The sequence below is a fragment of the Siphonobacter sp. SORGH_AS_0500 genome (assembly GCF_002838835.1).
GTDB lineage: Bacteria > Bacteroidota > Bacteroidia > Cytophagales > Spirosomataceae > Siphonobacter.
In genome coordinates this window covers 22,766-44,265 of the sequence record NZ_NHPP01000012.1, presented here as the reverse complement: position 1 = coordinate 44,265, position 21,500 = coordinate 22,766, and the positions used below count along the sequence as shown (strand labels likewise).

Genomic DNA, 21,500 nt, shown 5'->3' with positions numbered 1-21,500 from the left:
ATTTTTGATTAAATGTAAAACAAACCAATCTTGAAAATACTATGGCACGCAGCTCTCGTTTTATTTCTCTCGCTATCGGAGTAAGCGTCGTTTGGGCCATTCGACAAATGGTTCGTTCCAGCCGTCGCTTCGAAGTTCAGAATAAAGTTTTCGTCATTACGGGAGGTTCACGGGGTCTGGGATTAGTTTTAGCCCGCCAACTGGCACGTCAAAAAGCGAAGCTCGTACTGGTCGCTCGCGATTTGGATGAGCTCCGTCGAGCCGAAGAATACATTGCCGATCTGGGAGCCGAGGTAATTACCCTGGCCTGTGATATGACAAACCCGGAAGAAGTAGAGGAAATGATCGAGCAAACGCTCGATTACTACGGTCGAATTGATGCATTGATTAATAACGCTGGCGTTATTCAGGTAGGCCCCATCGATAATATGTCGCTTCAGGAATACGATGAAGCGATGGAAACTCACTTTTTCGGTCCACTACATGCCATTCGGGCGGTCTTACCTCACATGCAAGGTCGTGGAGAAGGACGCATCGTTAACATTTCTTCGATTGGCGGAAAAGTAGCCATTCCTCATCTGTTGCCTTATTCAGCCAGTAAATTCGCCTTAAGCGGCCTTTCCAAAGGGCTTCGGGCCGAGTTACTGAGTCAGGGTATTCACGTTACCACCGTTTACCCCGGACTGATGCGAACGGGAAGTCCTCGAAACGCTATTATTAAGGGCAAACACCACAAAGAATACGCCTGGTTTAAAATTGCTGATTCGCTCCCAGTATTAAGTGTTAGTGCTGAATATGCGGCGGAGCAAATTATTGAAGGACTAAAACAGGGCCGAGCCGAAGTTACCATTAGCTGGCCTGCAAAAGTGCTGTCATTTCTGGACCATCGATTCCCGGAATTATCGACAGATCTGTTCAGCCTGCTGAATCGTCTGTTACCCGATGCCGTCCCTGAAGCCATGAATCCCCGGAAAAAAGGCTACGAAGTCGAATCAAAGCTTACGTACAACGGCTTCTCAAAACCAACCAACGAAGCGGCGATTCAAAATAACGAAATCTAGTTCGTTTACCGTTTTGAATCACCTTCGTAGAGACGCCGATTTATCGCGTCTGGGTAGTTAGCTTACTATAGTTCAGTTATCATCCGACTCATTTTCGGAAAGTTCTTCAATAAAAAAGGGTCGCCAGAACTTAAAATCTGGCGACCCTTTTTTCAAGTATAGAAAAATTTAACCAATCACCACCGGACCATTTTGGTTGATGCTGGATACGTAAATTTCACTGGCAATGTCTACACTGGCAAAGGCCCGTTGCATGGCCTCTCCCACTTTCTTAGCCGAATCCCGATCTTTACTTAACGCAAACATCGAAGGACCCGCTCCTGAAATACTGCAACCTAAAGCACCCGCTTCGATAGCTGCGGCTTTCACTTCATTAAATCCGGGAATCAAAATGGAGCGAACGGGCTCAATGATAACATCTACCAAGCTGCGGGAAATCAGACCGTAGTCACCTTTCATTAAGCCAGCCACTAAGCCAGCCACATTACCCATTTGAGTAATCGTATTTTTAAGCGAAGTTTCCTTGCGAAGAATGTTACGGGCATCCCGGGTATTCACCTCAATTTGTGGGTGGACAATCGTCGCAAAAAGTTCGGCTGGGGTATCTACTTTAATCACATCCAGTTTAGGCTCGTAACTACGAATGGCAATGAAACCACCCAACAAACTCGGAGCTACGTTATCGGCGTGGGGAGTACCACTGGCAAAACGCTCGCCTTCCATGGCAAAAGGCAACAAGTCAATTTGCTCCATAGGCCGACCCATCAGTTCGTTCAAAGCAAAAACACCGGCCACCGAACTCGCCGCCGAAGAGCCCAGACCGCTACCCAGGGGCATTTTTTTCCGCAACTCAATACTAACCCCCTGATTAGCATTGAGGTGTTTCATGTAAGCCAGCATCGAAATACAGGCCGTATTTTTTTCAGGATTAAGCGACAAACGCCCTTGATCGCCTTCAATTTTCACTATCTCCAAACCAGGAGTAGCTTTTTTACGAAGAATAATTTCGTCGCCGGGATTATCGACGGCAAAACCAAATATGTCAAATCCGCAAGCTACATTGGCTACGGTCGCCGGAGCGAAAACTTTGATGGATTCCATGAAAAGAATAGAACTAAAGGCCTTTCTCTGCGAAAGTCGCCTCAATACGTGAGGGTGAGAACTTCCGACAAATGTACAAAATGAGTTTGATGGATACCGTCTAAAAAACGCTTATCCTGAATTTTAAACCATCCCTAGAAGGTATTCAAAAGTTGCTTTTCGTCCGAAGTAACCGGAATGACATCCACTCCAACTTTAATGGTATGCTTGCCGCCGCTAAAAAGAATACCTTTAAGCGGGGAAACATCCCCAAAGTCCCGCCCCCAGGCCGTGGTAATGTGCCGTTCCTGCGGAACCAGATCATTGGTCGGATCAAAGTCACACCAGCCAATACCCGGAGCATACACCGAAACCCAGGCATGGGTAGCATCGGACCCCTGCAACTTAACTTTACCCGGTGGCGGTTTGGTTTCCAGATACCCACTTACGTAACGAGCCGCAAAGCCCAGGCTCCGAAAACAGGCAATAGCCAAGTGAGAAAAATCCTGGCAAACGCCTTTGCGTTCGTGAAAAGCAGTCTTCAAAGGCGTATGAATCGTCGTGAAGCCCGAAACATATTTAAAATCCGTGTAAATTTTATGACACAGCTCCCGGGCACTTTGATAAAATGACTGATCCTCACGAAAACATTCCGAAGCATAATCCCTGATTTCGGCATCCCATTGCACGTAGGGACTTGGCAGGGTATATTCCAGCACTTCATTCTTCACCACCAGATTCCGCTGAATTTGCTCCCGAACCTGGCGATTCGTCATGAATAAATCCGTAATAATTGTAGAGCGGGTTTCCACTAAACTGGTGGCTAATACGCTCAGTTGCTGGTGTGGTTTATGAATTGAAAAGTGATGTAATGTATTACCAAAATAATCCATTCGCTGGTTAATTTCATCCGGCATCGGACTAATAATCAGCGAAAAATTAGTAACCTTCTGCTTAGGAAACGTCTTGGGCATAACGCAGGCGATACCGTGATAACTATTGACATCACCCGTATAATTATACTGCGTTTTATGAATGAGCTTATAAATCATTATCTACATCCATTAAAGTATCTGTAATTGAATGCTGCGTGAACGTATGTTTAAAATATAGATTCGCAATGAAGTTGGAAACGGTGCTTACATGGCCATAAATATCCAAAAGCATCTGATCTAATTTTAAATACGGTTTATCCGCTTCTATAACCTTATTCAGTTCATTAACATCTACTAATTGTAACTGTGTAGAAGCCTGTAAAATTGCTTTTTGAGCTTCATTCAATCGTTCTGAATTTTGAGGTAATTTGCTAAGAGCTTCGTTTAGAGCTTTTAATAAATAAGATAAAGAAGTCGGTACCTGCTGATCTAATAATAGCATATCCAGTACGTATTCCATCTCAAAATTTGACTTATACGCTAAGCGATAATTTACTAAAGCGAAGTGGCTCATTAAAGCCGCCTCCATCAATTCCGTCTCTACAAACTGTTCCGTCTTCGTACTGAAAATAGAACGAAGAATGGTTACTTTCGAAAGAATACGTTCGACCAGTTTTCCTACTTCAAACAGGTAATAACCGTGATTTCGAGGAAGCGTTTCGTTAACAAGTCCGTAGAAGGTAAATAGGTTATTCTGCAACGTATTCAACGCGTTCTGAATATCGTTTGGATTTTGACGAGTATGAATGTTTTTTAATCGCTGATTGATGTTTTCAATGTTATCAACGGTTCGCCACGTTACCTGATTCCAGCGATCACGAACGGCTATAATGGCTTTCATATAAGACTGTATGCTCGACGTTATCGTACCCCGTTGATTATCGTTTGCAATACTTTCATAAATCAAGGGATATGGATTTTCAAACGCTTCTTTATTTTCGTCCGTAAATCCATTTTCCATTCGAATCAACCGCGAAACGGTTTTCAGAAGAATTTCGATATGTTCGGTCTTATTCGTACTGCCAAAATTTCGCTGAAAATTCAGAGCATTAAGGGTAATGATTAAAAAGCTACTGGCTACCATAGTCCGCTCGGCATAACGAGCCGTCCAATAGAGATTTTCGGCACTTCGGCTAGGCAGTGAAGACTGAGCTTTCTGAGATAGTAAACCCGGTAACTTGATACGCTCGCGAATCACCTCTGCTTCATCCGAAATGATCCAGGTATCTTTTGATAAGCCTCCGTATTGATTGGAAAAGGTGAATTTATCCTTGATAGGTGAACTTCGGGTCAGCCCTCCCTGCATAACCTGATACCCCGTGGGCGTGGCCGTGAGAAAGGCCCGAATAGCGGCATAACGAGGTTCGATATGATCCTCAACGAAGGCCGGAGTCGTTGAAAAACTTGTTTCCTGCTGAGCTACGTATTCCGTTGGGTTTTGCAGGATTTGTTGTTTCAATTCCTGCAATTGCTGGTGCGTTAACTGCCTTCCGTATACCGATCTAAATACTTGTTTCCGATTCGCTTTTTTAATGATTAATTCATGCAAATGCTCCAGTACATATGCCCGTTCTTTTTCCTGACCACACCACCAGGTAGCTACCGAAGGCAGGATTAATTCCTCCCCTAAAAAGTGCCGGGAAATGGATGGTAAAAAAGCATTTAAAGCGGAGTTCTCCAGCATACTGGTCCCCGGAGGGTTAATTACCAGTACGTTTCCATTCCGCATGACCTGCAATAATCCGGCTACTCCCAAACGCGAACCTGAACGCAATTCCAGTGGGTCGCACCACTCATCATCAATCCGGCGAATAATGACATCCACCCGTTGTAATCCTTCAATGGATTTCAACCAGACATAGCCATTCTTGACAATTAAATCATCTCCCTGAACCAGCGTATAGCCTAGGTAAGAGGCAAGATACGCCTGCTCGAAATACGTTTCATTATTGGGACCTGCCGTCAGATAAACGATGTTTAAATGTTCTGATTTTTCTCTGAACACTTTAAACATGGACTGCTGAGCCTGCGTGAAAAAAGGTGATAATCGGCTGATGTAGACATCCTCCGCCAACTCAGGCATGATCTTACTGATGATTACCCGATTTTCGAGTGTATAACCCGACCCCGAAGGAGCCTGCGTACGATTATCCAGCACCCACATCCGGCCATCCGGCCCCCGAGCCATGTCGGCAGCGTAAGTCATTAACTGATTTTCGGTGGGAAGCTTTACGTCCAGACAAGGGCGAAAAAAGCCGGTATTTTCAAACACCAGTTCGGGAGGAAGAATCCCTTCTTTCAGGAGTCTTTTATCTCCGTACGCATCACGGTAGATTAAATCCAGTAATACGGCCCGTTGCTGTAATCCTTTCGAAATAGATTCCCATTCTTTTTGTTCAATTAAAAAAGGGATGGGATCTAATTTCCAGGGAGAATTTAGGCCTTTAGGTTCCTGATACACATTATAGGTAACCCCGTTTTCACGGATTTTATTCTTGATTTCCTGTAACCTATTTTTTAACTCTAAATTTCCTATTTTCTCCAGTCCTATAAATAAATTTTTCCAGTAAGGTTTTATACTTCCATCGGAAGCTAAAATCTCGTCATACGAACTAATCTGGCTTTTGTAAGAATCTAATAAAGAATGAATCGTTTCTGTTACCATGCGTTCTGCTTGTGCGAGTAAGGTCGAAACCTCTCCTCCAGTTTTACCCACATTTTACCAAATACACTAGTTCATTTCTACTATGTCCGTGAGTTTGCTTAGTCAAAAATAGGACTAAAAAAATAGATTAGCCTGCTGACGAAAAACTTTAAACAGAGCTATAAGCCAAATTTTAACTAATACAATAGCTACTTATCCAAAATAATAACTACGAAACAAGCTAGAAACCATAATAAATATACATTTTAAGCTCTTAGTGAATTTTAAACGTGCCTTGATTTTAAGAGAAACGGTATTAAAAGCATACCAGAAACCAACCCGTTAGCCCTGAATCCGTTAACTTTCGAAAGTTACCTGATCAAGTTCTTCAAAGTATTAAACTATTACAGGGTTAATTATGCTTATTCCCACATTCCCCCCGGGATTCAAAAGCTATTCTTACTTTTGCAACTAGATGAATCACCTGACGTTATCTTCTTTTCTGCATCTAGTCCTTACTCCACCCTGAGTTTGGTCTTTTCCTGCTTCCCTTTTCCAATGATTAATCTTTCTGGCCATCCCAAGCCGCGGAATTACTGCGTTCCGTTCGGTGTAACTATACTGTTTTATGAACTCACGATTGAATCTGTTCGATTTAAGTCAAAAAGTAAATTACAAAACTGAAGTACTTTCGGGTCTTACGGTTGCCCTGGCCCTCATTCCCGAGGCCATTGCTTTTGCCCTGATTGCAGGTCTTTCGCCTTTGACTGGCTTATACGCTGCCTTTACGATGGGTTTCGTAACCTCTATTTTGGGAGGCCGCCCCGGCATGATCTCAGGAGCAACGGGAGCCGTCGCCGTGGTTATTGTTAGTCTGGCTCAATCGCACGGTGTTGAATATATTTTCGCTACTGTAGTTCTGGCGGGACTACTTCAAATTCTGGCGGGAACTTTAAAACTTGGCAAATTCATCCGGCTGGTACCTCATCCCGTTATGTTCGGATTTGTAAATGGCCTGGCCATTGTCATTTTTATGGCCCAGCTTAATCAGTTCAAGTATACTGATGCCTCAGGCACTTTGCGGTGGTTACAGGGTACGCCTTTATGGATCATGCTTGGCATTGCAGGTATTACCATGCTCATTATCTGGGGGCTTCCTAAGCTTACCAAGGTAATTCCGGCCTCATTAACCGCTATTGTGGTTGTTTCGGCGGCTGTGATTGGGTTTAACATCGACACTAAAACCGTTGGAGACATCGCTTCTGTTCAAGGTAGTTTTCCACCTTTTCACATTCCATCGGTTCCGTTTACCCTTGAAACCCTGCAAATTATTTTTCCCTACGCCTGTATCGTGGCTGGTGTTGGCCTGATTGAAAGTCTGTTAACCCTCAACCTTATTGATGAAATAACTGAAACCAAAGGCCGAAGCAATAAAGAATGCATGGCTCAGGGAACGGCCAATATCGTTTCCGGGCTTTTCTCAGGCATGGGTGGTTGTGCGATGATTGGCCAGAGTCTGATTAATATTTCGTCTGGTGCCAGAGCCCGGTTATCGGGAATAGTAGCTTCCGTGATGCTGCTCGTATTCATCATGTTTGGAGCAGGTCTGATTGAAAAACTGCCTATGGCCGCCCTAACTGGCGTGATGATTATGGTTTGCATCGGAACTTTCGAGTGGGCGAGCCTAAAAACGATTGGACGGATGCCCGTAATCGATGTGATCGTCATTATACTGGTCACATTGGTAACGGTATTTTTACATAACCTGGCTCTGGCGGTGCTCGCCGGCGTTATCATTTCTGCCCTTGTCTTTGCCTGGCAGAATGCCCAACGCATTAGGGCCAGAAAATACACGGACGAAAGCGGTGTCAAACATTACGAGCTTTTTGGTCCGCTGTTTTTTGGTTCGATTCAAACCTTTAACGAAAAATTTGACATCACGAACGATCCAAGTGAAGTGGTTATTGATTTTGCCGAAAGCCGGGTTGCTGATATGTCTGCGATTGAAGCTCTGCATAAACTAACCCAACGATATGCATTAGCGGGCAAAGTCGTTCATTTACGCCATTTAAGTCCTGATTGCCAGCGATTGCTTCGGAAAGCGGAAAGTATTATCGAGGTTAATATCATGCAAGACCCCCATTACCAGGTGGCTTCTGATCTGGAATAATCACAATAAAAGCCCGAGGTAACAAACCTCGGGCTCTTTTACTATCATAGCTATTATGCCTAGGAAAGATAGCTTCCAATCGAAACGATATCGGCAAATACGCCTGAAGCCGTTACTTCAGCACCCGCCCCGGGGCCTTTGATCACCAGCGGGCGATCATGGTAACGCTTCGTGGTGAAAGAAATGATGTTGTCGGCACCTTCCAGAGCGTACAGCGGATGATTCGGCCCAACGGCTTTCAGGCCAATGGTAATTTTGCCACTTTCCAGCGTAGCCACGTAACGTAGCTTTTCGCCTTTGGCGTCGGCATCATCCACCCATTTCTCGAATACGGCATTACAGTTCTCCAGTTCTGCAAAGAAATCATCCACCGAAGGAGCATTCTGGCAACTTTCAGGCAGTAAGGGTTTGATTTCGATATCTTCAAAATTCAGTTGCATCCCAATTTCACGAGCCAGAATCAGGATTTTTCGAGCTACGTCCTGACCACTTAAATCGTCGCGAGGATCGGGTTCGGTGTATCCTTTGGCTTTCGCTTCGCGAACCACTTCCGCAAAACGTAATCCCGGACGGAAATTGTTGAAAATGTAACTCAGTGTTCCCGAGAAAACGCCTTCAATTTTCAGGAAACGATCCCCCGACGCGATGAGTCCCTGAATGGTATTAATGACGGGTAAACCCGCCCCGACGTTGGTTTCGTACAGGAACTTTACTCCTTTTTTCAAAGCCATGCGATGACGACGAGCGTACTCTTCATAAGAAGCCGCGTTGGCCGTTTTATTAGGCGTAACGATGGAAACCGAAGCTTCCAGCAGGCCTTCGTAATAGTCTACTATCGATTTATTCGCCGTACAATCAACGAAGATACTGTTTGGTAAATTGAGCGTTTTGATCCGTTCGATAAAGCCCGACAGATCGGCCTTTTCCCCATCGTGATCCATGCGTTCATCCCAGTGTTCCTTGGAAATACCGCCTTCGTCAATCACCATAACCCGGCTGTTGGTTACGCCAATCAGACGAATCTTCAGGTTGCGGAATTTCCGCATGTAACTCTCCTGCTGCGACAACTGATTGAGTAACGTCTTTCCAATCAGTCCCGTACCCATCAGGAACATGTTCAGCGTTTTTACCTGATCGGCAAAGAAGCTTTCGTGAATAACATTCAGTGCTTTGGAAAGATCTTTCCGCTCAATCACAACTGAGATGTTCAGCTCCGAACTTCCCTGAGCCGTAGCCACGATGTTAATCCCGTTTTTACCCAGCACGGAGAACAAACGGCCCGAAACGCCCGTGTGCTGACGCATGCCTTCACCCACTACGGCAATTACGGAAAGGTTTTCCTGAATATCCACGCCTTCTACGTCCCCCATGCGAAGTTCATTGGCGAACTCCGTTTCCATGATTTCCCGCACTTTGGCTGAGAATTTAGGATCAATAGCAAAACAGATGGAATGCTCAGAAGAAGCCTGTGAAATCAGAATGACCGAAATTTCGTGGCGAGCCAGCACGGTAAATAACTTAGCCGAAACCCCGGCTACTCCAATCATTCCCGAGCCTTGCAGGTTAACCAAAGCCAGGTTATCAATGGAACTGATCCCCGTAATTGTATACTCATGCGGCGGAGCCTGACGTGTGACAATCGTGCCCGGGTGCGAAGGATCAAAGGTATTCAGTACCTTGATGGGGATATTTGCTTTGAACGCTGGCGTTAAGCTGGGGGGGTAAATTACCTTGGCTCCAAAGTGCGTCAGCTCCATCGCTTCCGCATAGCTCACCACGGGAATCGTAAAGGCGTTACGAACCTTTCGGGGATCGGAAGTCATCATGCCTGGTACGTCCGTCCAGATTTCAATTACCGAAGCATTCAGAGCGGAGCCAAAAATACTGCCCGTATAATCTGAGCCCCCACGACCTAAGGTTGTGGTAATACCATCTTCAGTCGAACCGATGAAGCCGGTAATGAGCTGTAAACTTTTATTTTTTGAAAAATGATGCTGAATCAGGTGGTTGGTTAACTCAAAATTTACCTCGGCCTGCTGGAAGCTGGCGTTGGTTTTAATGAGTTTACGGGCATCGAGAAAGTCACAGTCCACGCCCTGATCTTTCAATACTTCAGTTACTAAGGTCGTAGAGAGACGTTCCCCAAAACTTACTAACAAGTCAGACGTACGAGGGGAAATTTCCCGAATCAGGGTAATCCCCCGCAGCAGATCTTCCAGTTCATTGAAAAGTCCCATCACATCAGCAATCACACGACTGCGAAAACGGGGGCCAATGAAATGATTAATAACTTCCAGGTGACGATCCGATGCTTTCTTGAATACGTCGCGATATTCTTCATTACGAGCAGCCCGGCTGCCCATTTCGAGCAAATGGTTGGTAAAACCACCCATGGCCGAAAAAACTACGGCAATTTTCTCACCGCGTTGAAGATTATCATGAATAATGCCCAAAACCGCCTCAATGGCTTTGATGCTTCCTACGGAGGTGCCGCCAAACTTTAGAACTTTCATACGCTAATGAACGGCCTGATCGCCGTCCCGATAAAGTAAATGAGCCTCTGGGGAATAGGCTATTTAGACAATAGAGCCGCAAAGATAGCCGAGACACCCATTATGCAGGTGAAGAATTAGAAATTCTGATGGAGAAAAGCCAATTCACCCCATTTATTTACTCAGTTAATTCGGGAAGAGAAATAGATTATTTGGCTAAAAACGAAAAAATCCCGAAGTTTTCGAAGCTTCGGGATTTTACTTGTTTCAGAGCGATTGTTCCATCTTTTCTCCCTGATGCCACCAAAGTTCATTGAACTTCTGGCCATTTTTACGTAAGAACTCAAAAGAACCTTCTTCCAGAATCCGCCCTTTGTCCATGACGTAGACGTAATCGAAATCCCGCAAGAGGTGCAGTCGGTGCAAAGAAGAAATAATGGCTTTATCCGAGAACGCCTTAAACATGCTGTTGTAAATCAGGGCTTCCGTTTTGGGATCGACACTGGAAGTAGGTTCATCCAGTAATACCACCTGACTTTCCTGAGCCGCCAGAATGCCCCGAGCCAGAGCCAGCCGCTGTTTTTGTCCCCCCGAAAGGTTAACTCCTTTTTCCTGAATACTTGATTCCAATCCCTGAGGTAACTGCTCAACGACCGTCTGAAAATGAGCGATTTCACAAACCTCCCGAATCGTTTCTTCCGTAAAGGGCAAACCTAGCGTGATGTTGTAGGCAATGGTATTTTCAAAAATTTCAGGCTCCTGCGGAAATAGCGTTACCGTATCATACAGCGTACCCATGCTTTGAGCTTCTACGCCATCTACTTTTAATTGAGCACCTTCTTTGGGTTCGTACAGTCCTCTCAATAAGGCAAGTAAGGTACTTTTTCCGCTGCCACTTTCGCCGATTAATGCGATGCGTTGACCCCGTTGAATACGTAAATGGAGTCCATGTAAACCCGTAATCTGCTCCGTCTGGTGAGAGAAGTTGATGTTGTGAAGCGTGATTTCTTTCCAGTTTTCAGGCACTTTGGTAGCGGCTTCCGGGCGGTGATAATCGTTGTAGGCTTCCGCAATCTCATTGGCCGCCTGTAAGTCGGTATTATGTCGAATGATGTCCGTATACTGCCAGGCTACGTCCTGAAAAACGCTGGTAAACTGATTGACGTATCCTAGTAACGTTACCAAACCACCGACGGCAAAAGCTCCCGTTGGACTATAATTCTGGTAGACATAGCCCAGCGTGATAACCGCGTAGATCAGACCAATCATCATTTCGGCGGTAAACCATTTCCATTCATTAATGACTGCCGTTCTGCGAAAAGGCTGGAACATAGCGGATACTTTCCCCAGCAAACCCGTTTCCATGCTTTTTTCCAGTCGAAGCGTAATGACCGTAATGATGTTGGAAAGGCTGTCAAACAAAGTTGCGGAAACCGTGTGCTCATGTTCGTTCACCTCATTTAATGATCTAATGAAAGGTTTGTCAAACATGAAAATAACCCGCAGGGTAATCGCCCCAATGAGCACTCCAATGGTTCCGAAAACCGGGGAAAAGTAGAGCATCGCACTCAGCGAAAATACGAATTTGGCCAGGGCGTGTAGATAAACGAAGCCATTCTGGAAAAACTCCCGCAGAGCTTCAAAAGCTTTTCGAATCCGGTTAATCGTCGCTCCCGAGTGGTGATCTTTGTGCCATTTCACGGGCAGGTGGAGTGCCTGATGATACCGTTCCTGAAGGAAATTTCGACTCAGATTAAAGGCTAGTTCCCGCTCCATTACCCGGGCTGGGCCGTGACAGGCCCAGAACAGAAAACGAATCAGTAAATAGCCCAGAGCGTACCAGAGGGCATAACGCAGGGCATGCATTCCATCCTGCTGAAGCTTATTTACCAGCCAGCCCAGCATCAGCGGCAAGGCTGCTTCAATTAAGTTGGAAAGAATAAAAAGAGCGTACACGAGCAGATACCTTCGACGTTCCTGTCGGGCATACTGCCAGGCCGTGCGTAGCAGTGAGATATAAGGATTATTCATGGTTTCGGGATGGATGGGAAAATCGGCTTGCGAACTTTCAGGAAACTTTAGTTACTGAAATACTCCGCGAATCATCAGCATTACTCTCAATCCGTACCGATAAATAAGCTTCGGGCCAGAGATGAGGTATCTGGGAAGGCCATTCGACGAAACAAAAGTTCCCGGAATAAAAATATTCTTCAACACCGATATCAAAAGCCTCTATTTCGGACTTAATCCGGTAGAAATCAAAATGATAAATGGTGTCATTCTGATCCGTAGAATATTCATTCACTAAGGCAAACGTTGGGCTTTGCACCGTTTGAAGCACTCCTAGTTCGCGACATAAAGCCTTCACGAATGTGGTTTTGCCTGCTCCCATCTCTCCTTCGAATAACCATACCCGCAAATCCTGGCCGTAAGCCAGTACCTGACGAACCGTTTCGGGTAAATCCGTCAATGAGGCACAATGAAAAACTTTCTCCTGCATGAATGTATCTCTAAGAATTTAGGCGGGTATTACCTTTTGCAGACGTTCCACAATTTCAGCCACCGCCGGACAAACCTGAGTATTCGCCAGCGTTAAGTCCAGAATCTGGTGCATCCGCCGCCGATCCGTGTGCGGGTATTCCCGACAGGCTTTGGGCCTTACCTCATAAATGGAACAATAATTGTCGTAACCTAAAAAAGTACAGGGCGAACTGTTTAGGACATAATGCCGGTCTTCATCCATGTGAAGATAGCGAGCAATCAAATCCGCTGGACGCATCCGCAGGTGTTTGGCAATCCGCTCAATATCGGCATCCGTGAAGATGGGACTGGTAGTTTTGCAGCAATTGGCACAGGTGAGACAATCCATATCGTCAAAAACTTCTTCGTGCAATTGCTCAAAAGCTTCGTCTAATTTTTTAGGTTTACGGGCCTTAAGCCGGTTCAGATACCGTTTGTGCTCCGCGTAACGCTCGTTCATTTTACAAAATTAATCTAATTAGTTTTCTGTTTGCAGTTTTCTGTTGATGTAACATATAACCAACCACAGGGTTACTCAAAGTTGTAAGTCTTATGATCCTGTTCTTTACGGATTTGCAATCTGAAAGAGATCTATTACTCTGAGTAACCCAGTGGTTCCGTCAACAGAAAACCGGAAACTGTAAACTCTATATCTATGATACGTACCGCTCTAGCGGGTTTTGGAGATTCTGCCCGTTACCTTCATGCCCCTTTTATACTCGCCAATTCCTCTTTTCAACTCACGCATGTGTTCGAACGTTCCAAAAATCGAGCAGCAGAGGTTTTTCCTTTTGTAACGACCGTTCGCAGTTTTGAAGCCCTGCTCGAAGAGCCTTCGATTGATCTCATTATCATCAATACGCCCAACGAAACGCACGCTGATTATACCCGGCAAGCTCTAGAGGCGGGCAAGCACGTGGTCGTTGAAAAGCCTTTTACGCCTACCGTTGAGGAAGCCGAAGAGTTAACGCAGTTAGCCAAAGAAAAAAATCTGGTATTAACTATATACCATAACCGTCGCTGGGATAGTGATTTTCTGACCGTTAAGGATGTACTCGAGTCGGGAGAACTGGGCGAAATTTTGAGTTATGAAGCTCATTATGACCGCTATAAGCCCATTTTGAACGTAAAAGGCTGGAAAGAAAAGCCGTCTCCCGGTAGTGGAACACTCTACGATCTCGGTTCGCACATTCTGGATCAGGCCCTGCATCTGTTTGGTATTCCTACTAAAGTCTGGGCTGACATCTGGACGCAACGGGAAGGTTCCACCATCCATGATGCCTTTGATCTCCATCTGACTTATGATAAACTTCGGGTTCGCTTACGTTCAAGCTTGTTAGTTCTCGAACCCGCTCCTCGTTATACCATCAATGGAACGTTGGGAAGCTTTCTAAAACCCGGTATTGATATTCAGGAAGATCAATTGAAAGCCGGAGAAATCATGCCCGGTCACCCTAATTTTGGTGTAGAACCAGAGTCGCTTTGGGGCATGATCCACACTCAGTTAGGCGATACTTCCATCAAACGAAAAATAGAAAGTCACGCTGGGAACTGGGGTCTTTTTTACGAAAATGTAGCCGATGCGATCCTGAACGGAGCTGAGCTTGCCGTGAAGCCTGAACACGTCATCAATCAGATTAAAGTCATTGAGGCTGCCTTTTTAAGTACGCAGACGGGTAACGCCGTTTCTCTACGATAATTGGTAAAAGATCGGAAAGTTTTTGGCAGACTTTCCGATCTTTTTCTTTCTTTCAAGCACCATTTCTGCCTGTAAATAGTTATAGTTGCATCTTGAAATGGAGGCTATGGAAACAGTTCAATCTAAAAATACTTCAATTCGTACCCACTCATTATCCAATCTATGGAGTACGGCTGAACGCGGAGGCTACCCTGCCGCGTTATGGCGGTTACCACGAGCAAGTGAAAAACAGTTAATCATTGACTTATCGAGCGAAGACCGCCGTACCAAGATTGACCTGGAAGAATTGCCCGCTGGTTTTGCCATTAGTCCGTTTATAAATCCCGAAGGAGATCAGACGCGTTTTTTAAGGGCTGATCTTTATTTTTCTTTTGATTCAGAAGAAAATTTAGTGGCCGAAAAGACTTCCCCCTCGGCTGACTTCTGGCGAATTCAGGCATTTGAAGACGATGCCTTTGAGGAAGTGGATGCTCCCGACTATAACCTGTCTCCCATTCCACTAGATCTAGAGTCGTTGAGTGAGCGGGAGAAATTTGAAGAATCGGTGCGGCAGGCAGTTACGGAGATGAAGCTCGGTGCTTTTCAGAAGGTTGTACTTTCACGAAGAAAATGGGTGCAACTACCGGCCCAATTCGATCATGTGGCGGCTTTTCATCGCCTTTGTGAAGCGTACCCGCATGCGTTTATTTCCTTGGTTTCCTTACCCGAATCGGCCTGTGTCTGGCTGGGTGCTACGCCCGAAATTCTGGTTAGTCAGGACCAACAGGGTATGTTCAGAACCATGTCGCTGGCCGGAACGCAGTCCGCTCTGGATGAGAATAATCATCCTATTCCCTTGGGCGAAGCTCGCTGGTCGCATAAGGAGATTGAGGAACAGGCTCTGGTGAGTCGTTATATTATTGAATGCTTCAAGAAAATCCGATTACGGGAATACGCTGAAAGCGGCCCACAGACGGTAAAAGCAGGTAATCTTCTGCATTTACGGACGGATTTTAAGATTGATACTAAATCAGTTAACTTCCCGCAACTGAGTACGGTTATGCTGGATTTGCTGCATCCTACGTCAGCCGTTTGCGGCACGCCTAAATCTTCTGCTCTCCGATTTATTGAACATTACGAAGCCTACGACCGCACCTATTACAGTGGTTTTTTAGGTCCAGTGAATATCAATAATGAATCTCATTTGTTTGTGAACCTTCGTACGATGAAGATCGAAGGCGATCAGGCGATTCTTTACGCCGGAGCGGGTATTACTGAAAGCTCTGTCCCCGAACAGGAGTGGAACGAAACCGAAATGAAGTGCCAGACTTTATTGTCAGCTTTGCTTTAGTGGTTAGTTTTCAGTTTGTTATTGTCAGTTTTCAGTTGGGTAACCAGGGAGTTACTCGAAGTAAGGACTCTTTGGTTTCATCATTCCACGGCCCAAATAAAATCTAATGGAAAACCCCGGGTTTGACACCTGGGGTTTTCCATTCTTAAACCCTGCTGGGGTTATTCTACTCATTTTGGATTTACGACCCAGAGCTTCCCCGGATTTCATTCGGGGCTATCCATATTCAACCCCTCTGGGGTTGTTATTTGTTATTATGATAGGTTTACTACAAATAACCCCAGAGGGGTTATTTGTAGTAAACCTGTATAGCTTCGGCCTAGATAGTCCCAGGCTGGATAGCCCCGAATGAAATCCGGAGACACGGTTGGTAATGATAGCTTATTTCATACCTGAAGGATATGTCATTACTTAATCATCCGCGTCTGTCATTCAGAGCGAAGCGAAGAATCTTATGGCCATTTGCGAGCTGGTTGGGTCATGCGGTAAATTGAATAAATCAACCCCACCCCATTTCACAGAAGGTCTCTCACTGCGTTCGAGAGGTCAGGGATCATACCCAATTTTTCCTTTATAGAAACTCCACTGGTGCGAGATTCCATCTCGTTCCTACGATCAGGCAGAAACCCGGAGGTCCTGAGCAAAGCTGTAGTTACCAACGGAAAACTGAAAACTACAATCTAACTACTCCCTGAATTGCAGGACGTTCGAAGAATTGATGAAGACCGGCAGCAAGTTATTACCCGTGGAGCTAGTTGATTTAACTGGCGTCGGCAAGGGCTTCTGAGCTACTTTTTTCCGGGGAAAGATATAGTTGAAGCTCTTGGTATAAAGCACACTTCCGCCCACCGTCGGCGTGTTCTGGTTGATGGTACTTTGCAGGAATGTATTCTGCGGGAAACGGCTAAAGGCTTTCAAACGCCAGCGGGCATCAGGAGTGACAGTCCATTCGGCTGCCCAGTCACCAATCAGATTGGCATTTTGCGTACTATACACCGAAGAAAATCCTCCATCTCGACTGATAGTCAATCCATTACCAAAGTTATAGGAAACCCTCGCTCGCAACTGATCGGCCAAAGTCGAATTCGAACCAATGATATTAACCGTATTAATATCCACCTCTACCCCATTCGCCACTTTCGAGAGAATATCACTTAAGACACTCGTCCCGGTTTCGGCTAGTAGATTCAGTAACGTTCCCTGCGAGAAAGAAGCCTGCGAGTTCTGCGGTAATAAACGACCCGAGAAAAGCACGCTACTGACCTGATTATTCAGCTCCTGCTCATCATTGGCAATGCGGGCTTCAAAGGCCTGCACCGAACCCGAAAACTGGGGTTCCAGCGGATATTCCTTGATTTTTAAACCAAAGGCAACGTTTGGTTTCATTAAGCGGTCCTTTAAACTAATCGTTACCTCTACGGGATACGCCCGCCGGGCCTGAGCGGAAGAGGTTTGCTCATTCGTCAGGTTCATGATAGGGGTCAGCGACGTTAGTTTCGTGTAAGAAGCTTTTACATCCACAAAGGCCTCATAAGGATCGCCGTACCAACTGATGCGGCTGTTGGGCTGGATGGCAAATTCTTTCGAAACCAGAGCCTCGTATTTATAGAAGTATTTCCCTTTTTCCAGTTCGTAACTTCCCCGCATGGAAAAATCCCCTTTGGTATCCACTTCCAAAGCCAGGTTACTATTTCCATAGGCTTCCAGGCGGTCGCCCGTGCGACGATCCAGCACCAGAATACACTTGGCATCGGGGGTAATATTAAAGTTGAAATCCATCCGAATACCCGTGCGAACCCGACGTTTCAGGCTAAAATCTTCCTCTTTTTTCTTAGGAATGGCCAGATTAACAAACTGGATATAATCGGTATTACTTACTTCACTGGCATTGTCAATTGGAATGGTAATCTCCGTTCCGGGACGCGTGGTCGCGTTAGATTTAATCACCAGATTTTCCAGCGTCCCTACACTTTCTACGCTTACATCGCCCGTAACGTAAGCTTTTCCGAAGAACAACTTATTCTCCTTAATGGTGGTATTCAGTACTTTGAAGTTTCGCAAATTGGCTTTCAAATCCAGAGCATAATTCCCATTGCCACCCGAGTAAAGTCCAATCCGCACATTTCCGGGGTTACCTTCTTCATCCGTCACCGCCATTTTCGCTAATGCTTCACTTCCCCGGAACCGAATGGTATCCGCGAAATTCAATCGAACGCCCAGGTAATCGAACCGTAATTGACCTTTTTTTACGTCTGCTAGTCCCCGAATCTGTGGCGATTTAGGGGTTCCTTTAATGGTTAACTTTCCACTCGCCTGACCTTTAATTTCGGAGAATAAGCCTTCCACGAAAGGTTCAAAAATCTGTAAATCCGTACGATTCAGGTTTGCGGCTAAATCCAGAGCATTTTCTCCCTGATCAGGCGTGTAAGTGCCTTTTATGTTCAGAATCGGATTATTCATCCGATCTACATTCACGTTCACATTCACCCGCTGATTGGCCTTGTCCCACTGCGAAGACGCGTCTACATTACCGATCAGAAAGCCTTTATACACCAGCTCGTCGATGTTGAGTTTTCCATCCAGATTGATATTCTCGTAGGCGTCCCGCATTCGAACATCCCCATTAAGCGTCCCGTTGATCTTCACCTGCAAAATCGGTTCAAGCGTTTGCAGATTAAAGTCACGGGCGTTCAGTAATAACGTTTCCTGCGGATTTTCTGAGACTCTTCCGTTTAAAGCAATGGACTGTTCGGTATTCTGGAAGGTCAAATCTTTCACGTCCACCGTTGAACCCGTCAATCGAATCATATTACCCGTGTTCACATTCCAGTCCTGATCCAGAATTCGGATTCTGGAACGACGGAAGTGTAGATCAGTACCTTCGGCTCTAAAGAAGATATCTCCGTTTAAACTCAGGCGGTTTGTACTGGCTTTCTGCTGTAACCGACTGGTAAAAGCAATGTGATCTTTATCCCAGGAAGCTTCCACCTGAAGATTTTCGGTGGGAGCAGCGGAATAAATTTGCTGATTATCAGAGGTAATAACGGCAGAAGCCAGCACATCGTTCTGATGGGCAAACTTCGAAGTATTGATATCGACTTCGGAGTGGAAGAATTTATATCCCCCCATTAAAAGCGTGTCGGCTTTCGCATTCAGCGTAAAAACGGAGGTATTTCCCATCGTGAAATTACCCTCTACTTTACTATTGGGAGAGAGGTAACCGTCGGGATAAAGAAAAGCCATCAATGGCCGGGAATCTTTAAATTCGACGGCATAATTCAGATTATAGGGGTTTGGAATGGGCTTGGTAGCCTTTTTCTGGTAATAACTTTGCCGGGCAGAATCCAGCTCGGTGAAGTAGATTTTATACTCTTCAATCAGATTGGGTAAATCCTTCAAAGCCTGCGAAAGCTTAAAGGGACCCTCTACGCTGGCATTCAGAATATCGGTTTGCAGGGAGATATACCGCTTATCCACCGGTTTGGGCATAAACAGATACAGCGTATCAATCAGCAGGTTCCGATCACCGTCCTTTAAGTCACGGGTTAAATAGGTGTTTTTCAGGCGAGCTACGCCGTACATTTCGTCAATATCCAGTCCCGTCCAGACGACGTGTACTTCCGACTGCAATCGCATGTTTTCTTCGGAAATACCCAGCGGATGTAGCATCGCCTTGCGAATCGTTCCGTCAATATCGAAGTAATTCCGTTTTTTCCGAATATCAGCCTTACCCGTCAGATCGAACACCAGATTGGTATCCTGCATAGCAATTCGTCCATCGAATTGACCTAACTGTAGATTCCCGTCAACGCGAATATGACGGTAATCGTACCCCTGAAAACCAAACCTACGAACGTCAGTATTCAGCTTCACTATGGCCGTTTCCTTATCAAAACCCTTGCCTTCAATCTGCCCTTTCAGATCAATCTTCTGAAGCATCTTCGGATCGTTAATCAAATCGCCCAGAGCAAAATTAACCAGCTCAATATCCCCCTTATAGGTTGAGTTATCGATCTTGTTGGCAATTTTCATGCTTAAGTTGGGCTTCGCAATGCCGTATCGGGTCTTCAACGATCCATTCGCCCGGAAATCATTATAGCGTCCGGCAAACAGTCCTGTGTATTCCAGCGTACCAAAATCATCCAGCGTTTCAGCGGCTGTTTTGCCCGTATATTGAGCCAGATCCTGAGCGTTGGTAGAGAACTGCGTCAGGTTGAAATTCATGTCGGTGGTTTCAAAATCGGGCAGGCCCTTAAACGCGAAAACACCCGCCGCCTGGCTTTTCTTGCCATACCGCAGGTCTTTAGCCCAAAATTTGAAATTCCGAACGATACCATCAAAATGCCCCGTCGCTTCCCACCGATCATTGAATTCGTATAACGGTCGCGAGAAACGGGCCAGGTCATTCGCATACACCACACTATGATCCAGATCGGCTAGAATGCGGACTTTCTCGTTAAAATCGCCCAGATCACGACTTCGTTTGTACCGGAATTCAATGTGCTTGCGAAGTGTGGAGCGATTCACCTGCACCAGCAAGTTTTCAAACCGCATCTGTTCCGAAGAAAAGAAAAACTTGGTATCGAACTTATGAATCCGCATTTGAGCCACCCGATCAATTCCTCGCAGGTTCGTAATATCGGCGGCAATGGTATCGGCAAAAACCAGAAAGTTTTTTACGTCTCCACTTAAGTCATTGATCACAAAATGATTGTAATCAAAAGTCCCCTTTCGGTTCAGAGGTTGGGTTCGCGGATCGTCGTAATGGAACTCTCCGGCTTCCACTTCTCCGGTTCCAATGGTAAACGGAATAATTTTGGGCGGGCCTTTACGGAGTGTTTTCGGAGCCGTTAATCGATCAATTGCCGCAATGAATCCATCAATATTCAAATCTCCGCTCGGCTGAACAACCAGACGAACATCGGGATTGACTAGCTTGACTTTATCGAGGTGAATATTGGTACTGGCGGAGTCGATCAGGTTAAAGAGGGAAAGATTAACTTCCAGCCGATTCACATCAATCATCGGCTGACGTAACGTGTCAGGAATCGAAACCTTCTCCAGAATCAGGTAATCAGGAAACTGGTAGTTCACCCGTCCAATGGTTATCGGATATTGTGTTTCCTTATAAAACCAGTCAGTTATGTAACGGGTAATCCTGGTCTGCACTTTCGGAATCCGCAGAAACGCCATGATACTTACGCTCAACCCAACCGTCAATAAAAAGAAGAAGGTAACGTTTCGGATTAAAATCGGAACTTCCTGACGAATCAGGCTGGCGACTTTGCTTCGTACGGCAGGAAAAAAAATAATCAGGAATAGCCCTACTAGTGCGGCGGGTAATCCTACCAATAGCAGTCCCCTTTTTATTTCCGTAATCTGATTGGGAGTAAGGGTTATCCAGGCTAAATAATGACCTACGCTCAGCCCAATGACTGCCACTACGAGGAGTGTCAGCAGAAATCGGGATATAAAACGCAGTAAGTAAGTCATCATGGAAAAGAAAGACAGTCAATGAAACAGCAGTAAACCTGCCATCAATAACTGTTTTTAGAACGTTTCAGGCGTA

12 protein-coding genes are annotated in these 21,500 nt (G+C 45.5%); 4 read left to right on the top strand and 8 right to left on the bottom strand.

Features of this window, described 5'->3' with window-relative positions; translation table 11 throughout:
* Positions 1–41: 41 nt before the first annotated feature.
* Positions 42–1,061 carry an SDR family oxidoreductase gene (locus BWI96_RS14845; RefSeq protein ID WP_106637343.1) on the top strand — a complete coding sequence of 340 codons (1,020 nt, stop codon included), beginning with the start codon at positions 42–44 and terminating at the stop codon, positions 1,059–1,061.
* Positions 1,062–1,229: 168 nt separating this feature from the next.
* Here BWI96_RS14845 and BWI96_RS14840 read toward each other — a convergent pair whose 3' ends face one another.
* The 3 genes from BWI96_RS14840 to BWI96_RS14830 all read right to left on the bottom strand — a co-directional run bounded on the left by BWI96_RS14840 (position 1,230) and on the right by BWI96_RS14830 (position 5,792).
* On the bottom strand, positions 1,230–2,162 hold the full coding sequence (locus tag BWI96_RS14840) for a homoserine kinase (RefSeq protein WP_106637342.1): 933 nt from the start codon (positions 2,160–2,162) through the stop codon (positions 1,230–1,232).
* A gap of 134 nt (positions 2,163–2,296) precedes the next feature.
* Positions 2,297–3,193 carry a transglutaminase family protein gene (locus BWI96_RS14835; protein ID WP_106637341.1) on the bottom strand — a complete coding sequence of 299 codons (897 nt, stop codon included), beginning with the start codon at positions 3,191–3,193 and terminating at the stop codon, positions 2,297–2,299.
* Positions 3,183–5,792, bottom strand: a complete 2,610-nt coding sequence (locus BWI96_RS14830) for a circularly permuted type 2 ATP-grasp protein (protein WP_232793743.1) — start codon at positions 5,790–5,792, stop codon at positions 3,183–3,185. Before BWI96_RS14830 ends, BWI96_RS14835 begins: the two co-directional genes overlap by 11 nt.
* A gap of 556 nt (positions 5,793–6,348) precedes the next feature.
* Here BWI96_RS14830 and BWI96_RS14825 point away from each other — a divergent pair.
* Positions 6,349–7,890 (top strand): SulP family inorganic anion transporter, encoded by a 1,542-nt coding sequence (locus BWI96_RS14825; protein WP_106637340.1) that lies wholly within the window; start codon positions 6,349–6,351, stop codon positions 7,888–7,890.
* A gap of 59 nt (positions 7,891–7,949) precedes the next feature.
* Here the strand turns inward: BWI96_RS14825 and thrA are convergent, their stop codons facing one another.
* The 4 genes from thrA to BWI96_RS14805 form a co-directional block, all read right to left on the bottom strand.
* Positions 7,950–10,403: a bifunctional aspartate kinase/homoserine dehydrogenase I gene (gene thrA, locus BWI96_RS14820; RefSeq protein WP_106637339.1), complete on the bottom strand. Its 2,454-nt coding sequence runs from the start codon at positions 10,401–10,403 to the stop codon at positions 7,950–7,952.
* Between the two features lie 246 nt (positions 10,404–10,649).
* Positions 10,650–12,413 carry an ABC transporter ATP-binding protein gene (locus BWI96_RS14815; protein ID WP_106637338.1) on the bottom strand — a complete coding sequence of 588 codons (1,764 nt, stop codon included), beginning with the start codon at positions 12,411–12,413 and terminating at the stop codon, positions 10,650–10,652.
* Positions 12,414–12,450: 37 nt separating this feature from the next.
* Positions 12,451–12,882: a tRNA (adenosine(37)-N6)-threonylcarbamoyltransferase complex ATPase subunit type 1 TsaE gene (gene tsaE / locus BWI96_RS14810; protein WP_106637337.1), complete on the bottom strand. Its 432-nt coding sequence runs from the start codon at positions 12,880–12,882 to the stop codon at positions 12,451–12,453.
* A gap of 18 nt (positions 12,883–12,900) precedes the next feature.
* Positions 12,901–13,362, bottom strand: a complete 462-nt coding sequence (locus BWI96_RS14805; protein ID WP_106637336.1) for a YkgJ family cysteine cluster protein — start codon at positions 13,360–13,362, stop codon at positions 12,901–12,903.
* A gap of 195 nt (positions 13,363–13,557) precedes the next feature.
* Here BWI96_RS14805 and BWI96_RS14800 point away from each other — a divergent pair, with 195 nt between their 5' ends.
* Positions 13,558–14,601 (top strand): Gfo/Idh/MocA family oxidoreductase, encoded by a 1,044-nt coding sequence (locus tag BWI96_RS14800; RefSeq protein WP_106637335.1) that lies wholly within the window; start codon positions 13,558–13,560, stop codon positions 14,599–14,601.
* A gap of 106 nt (positions 14,602–14,707) precedes the next feature.
* A complete protein-coding gene (locus tag BWI96_RS14795; RefSeq protein WP_106637334.1) occupies positions 14,708–15,931 on the top strand; it encodes a chorismate-binding protein in 1,224 nt (407 codons plus the stop codon).
* A 684-nt stretch (positions 15,932–16,615) separates the two neighbouring features.
* On the opposite strand, the gene BWI96_RS14790 is transcribed toward BWI96_RS14795, so the two are convergent.
* Entirely contained in the window at positions 16,616–21,427 is a 4,812-nt protein-coding gene (locus BWI96_RS14790) for a translocation/assembly module TamB domain-containing protein (RefSeq protein ID WP_106637333.1), read from the bottom strand.
* Positions 21,428–21,500 lie beyond the last annotated feature (73 nt).

Coding starts and splice junctions, on each gene's coding strand:
- BWI96_RS14845 (WP_106637343.1), top strand. CDS start 42: ATGGCACGCAGCTCTCGTTTTATTTCTCTCGCTATCGGAGTAAGCGTC.
- BWI96_RS14840 (WP_106637342.1), bottom strand. CDS start 2,162: ATGGAATCCATCAAAGTTTTCGCTCCGGCGACCGTAGCCAATGTAGCT.
- BWI96_RS14835 (WP_106637341.1), bottom strand. CDS start 3,193: ATGATTTATAAGCTCATTCATAAAACGCAGTATAATTATACGGGTGAT.
- BWI96_RS14825 (WP_106637340.1), top strand. CDS start 6,349: ATGAACTCACGATTGAATCTGTTCGATTTAAGTCAAAAAGTAAATTAC.
- thrA (WP_106637339.1), bottom strand. CDS start 10,403: ATGAAAGTTCTAAAGTTTGGCGGCACCTCCGTAGGAAGCATCAAAGCC.
- BWI96_RS14815 (WP_106637338.1), bottom strand. CDS start 12,413: ATGAATAATCCTTATATCTCACTGCTACGCACGGCCTGGCAGTATGCC.
- tsaE (WP_106637337.1), bottom strand. CDS start 12,882: ATGCAGGAGAAAGTTTTTCATTGTGCCTCATTGACGGATTTACCCGAA.
- BWI96_RS14805 (WP_106637336.1), bottom strand. CDS start 13,362: ATGAACGAGCGTTACGCGGAGCACAAACGGTATCTGAACCGGCTTAAG.
- BWI96_RS14800 (WP_106637335.1), top strand. CDS start 13,558: ATGATACGTACCGCTCTAGCGGGTTTTGGAGATTCTGCCCGTTACCTT.
- BWI96_RS14795 (WP_106637334.1), top strand. CDS start 14,708: ATGGAAACAGTTCAATCTAAAAATACTTCAATTCGTACCCACTCATTA.
- BWI96_RS14790 (WP_106637333.1), bottom strand. CDS start 21,427: ATGATGACTTACTTACTGCGTTTTATATCCCGATTTCTGCTGACACTC.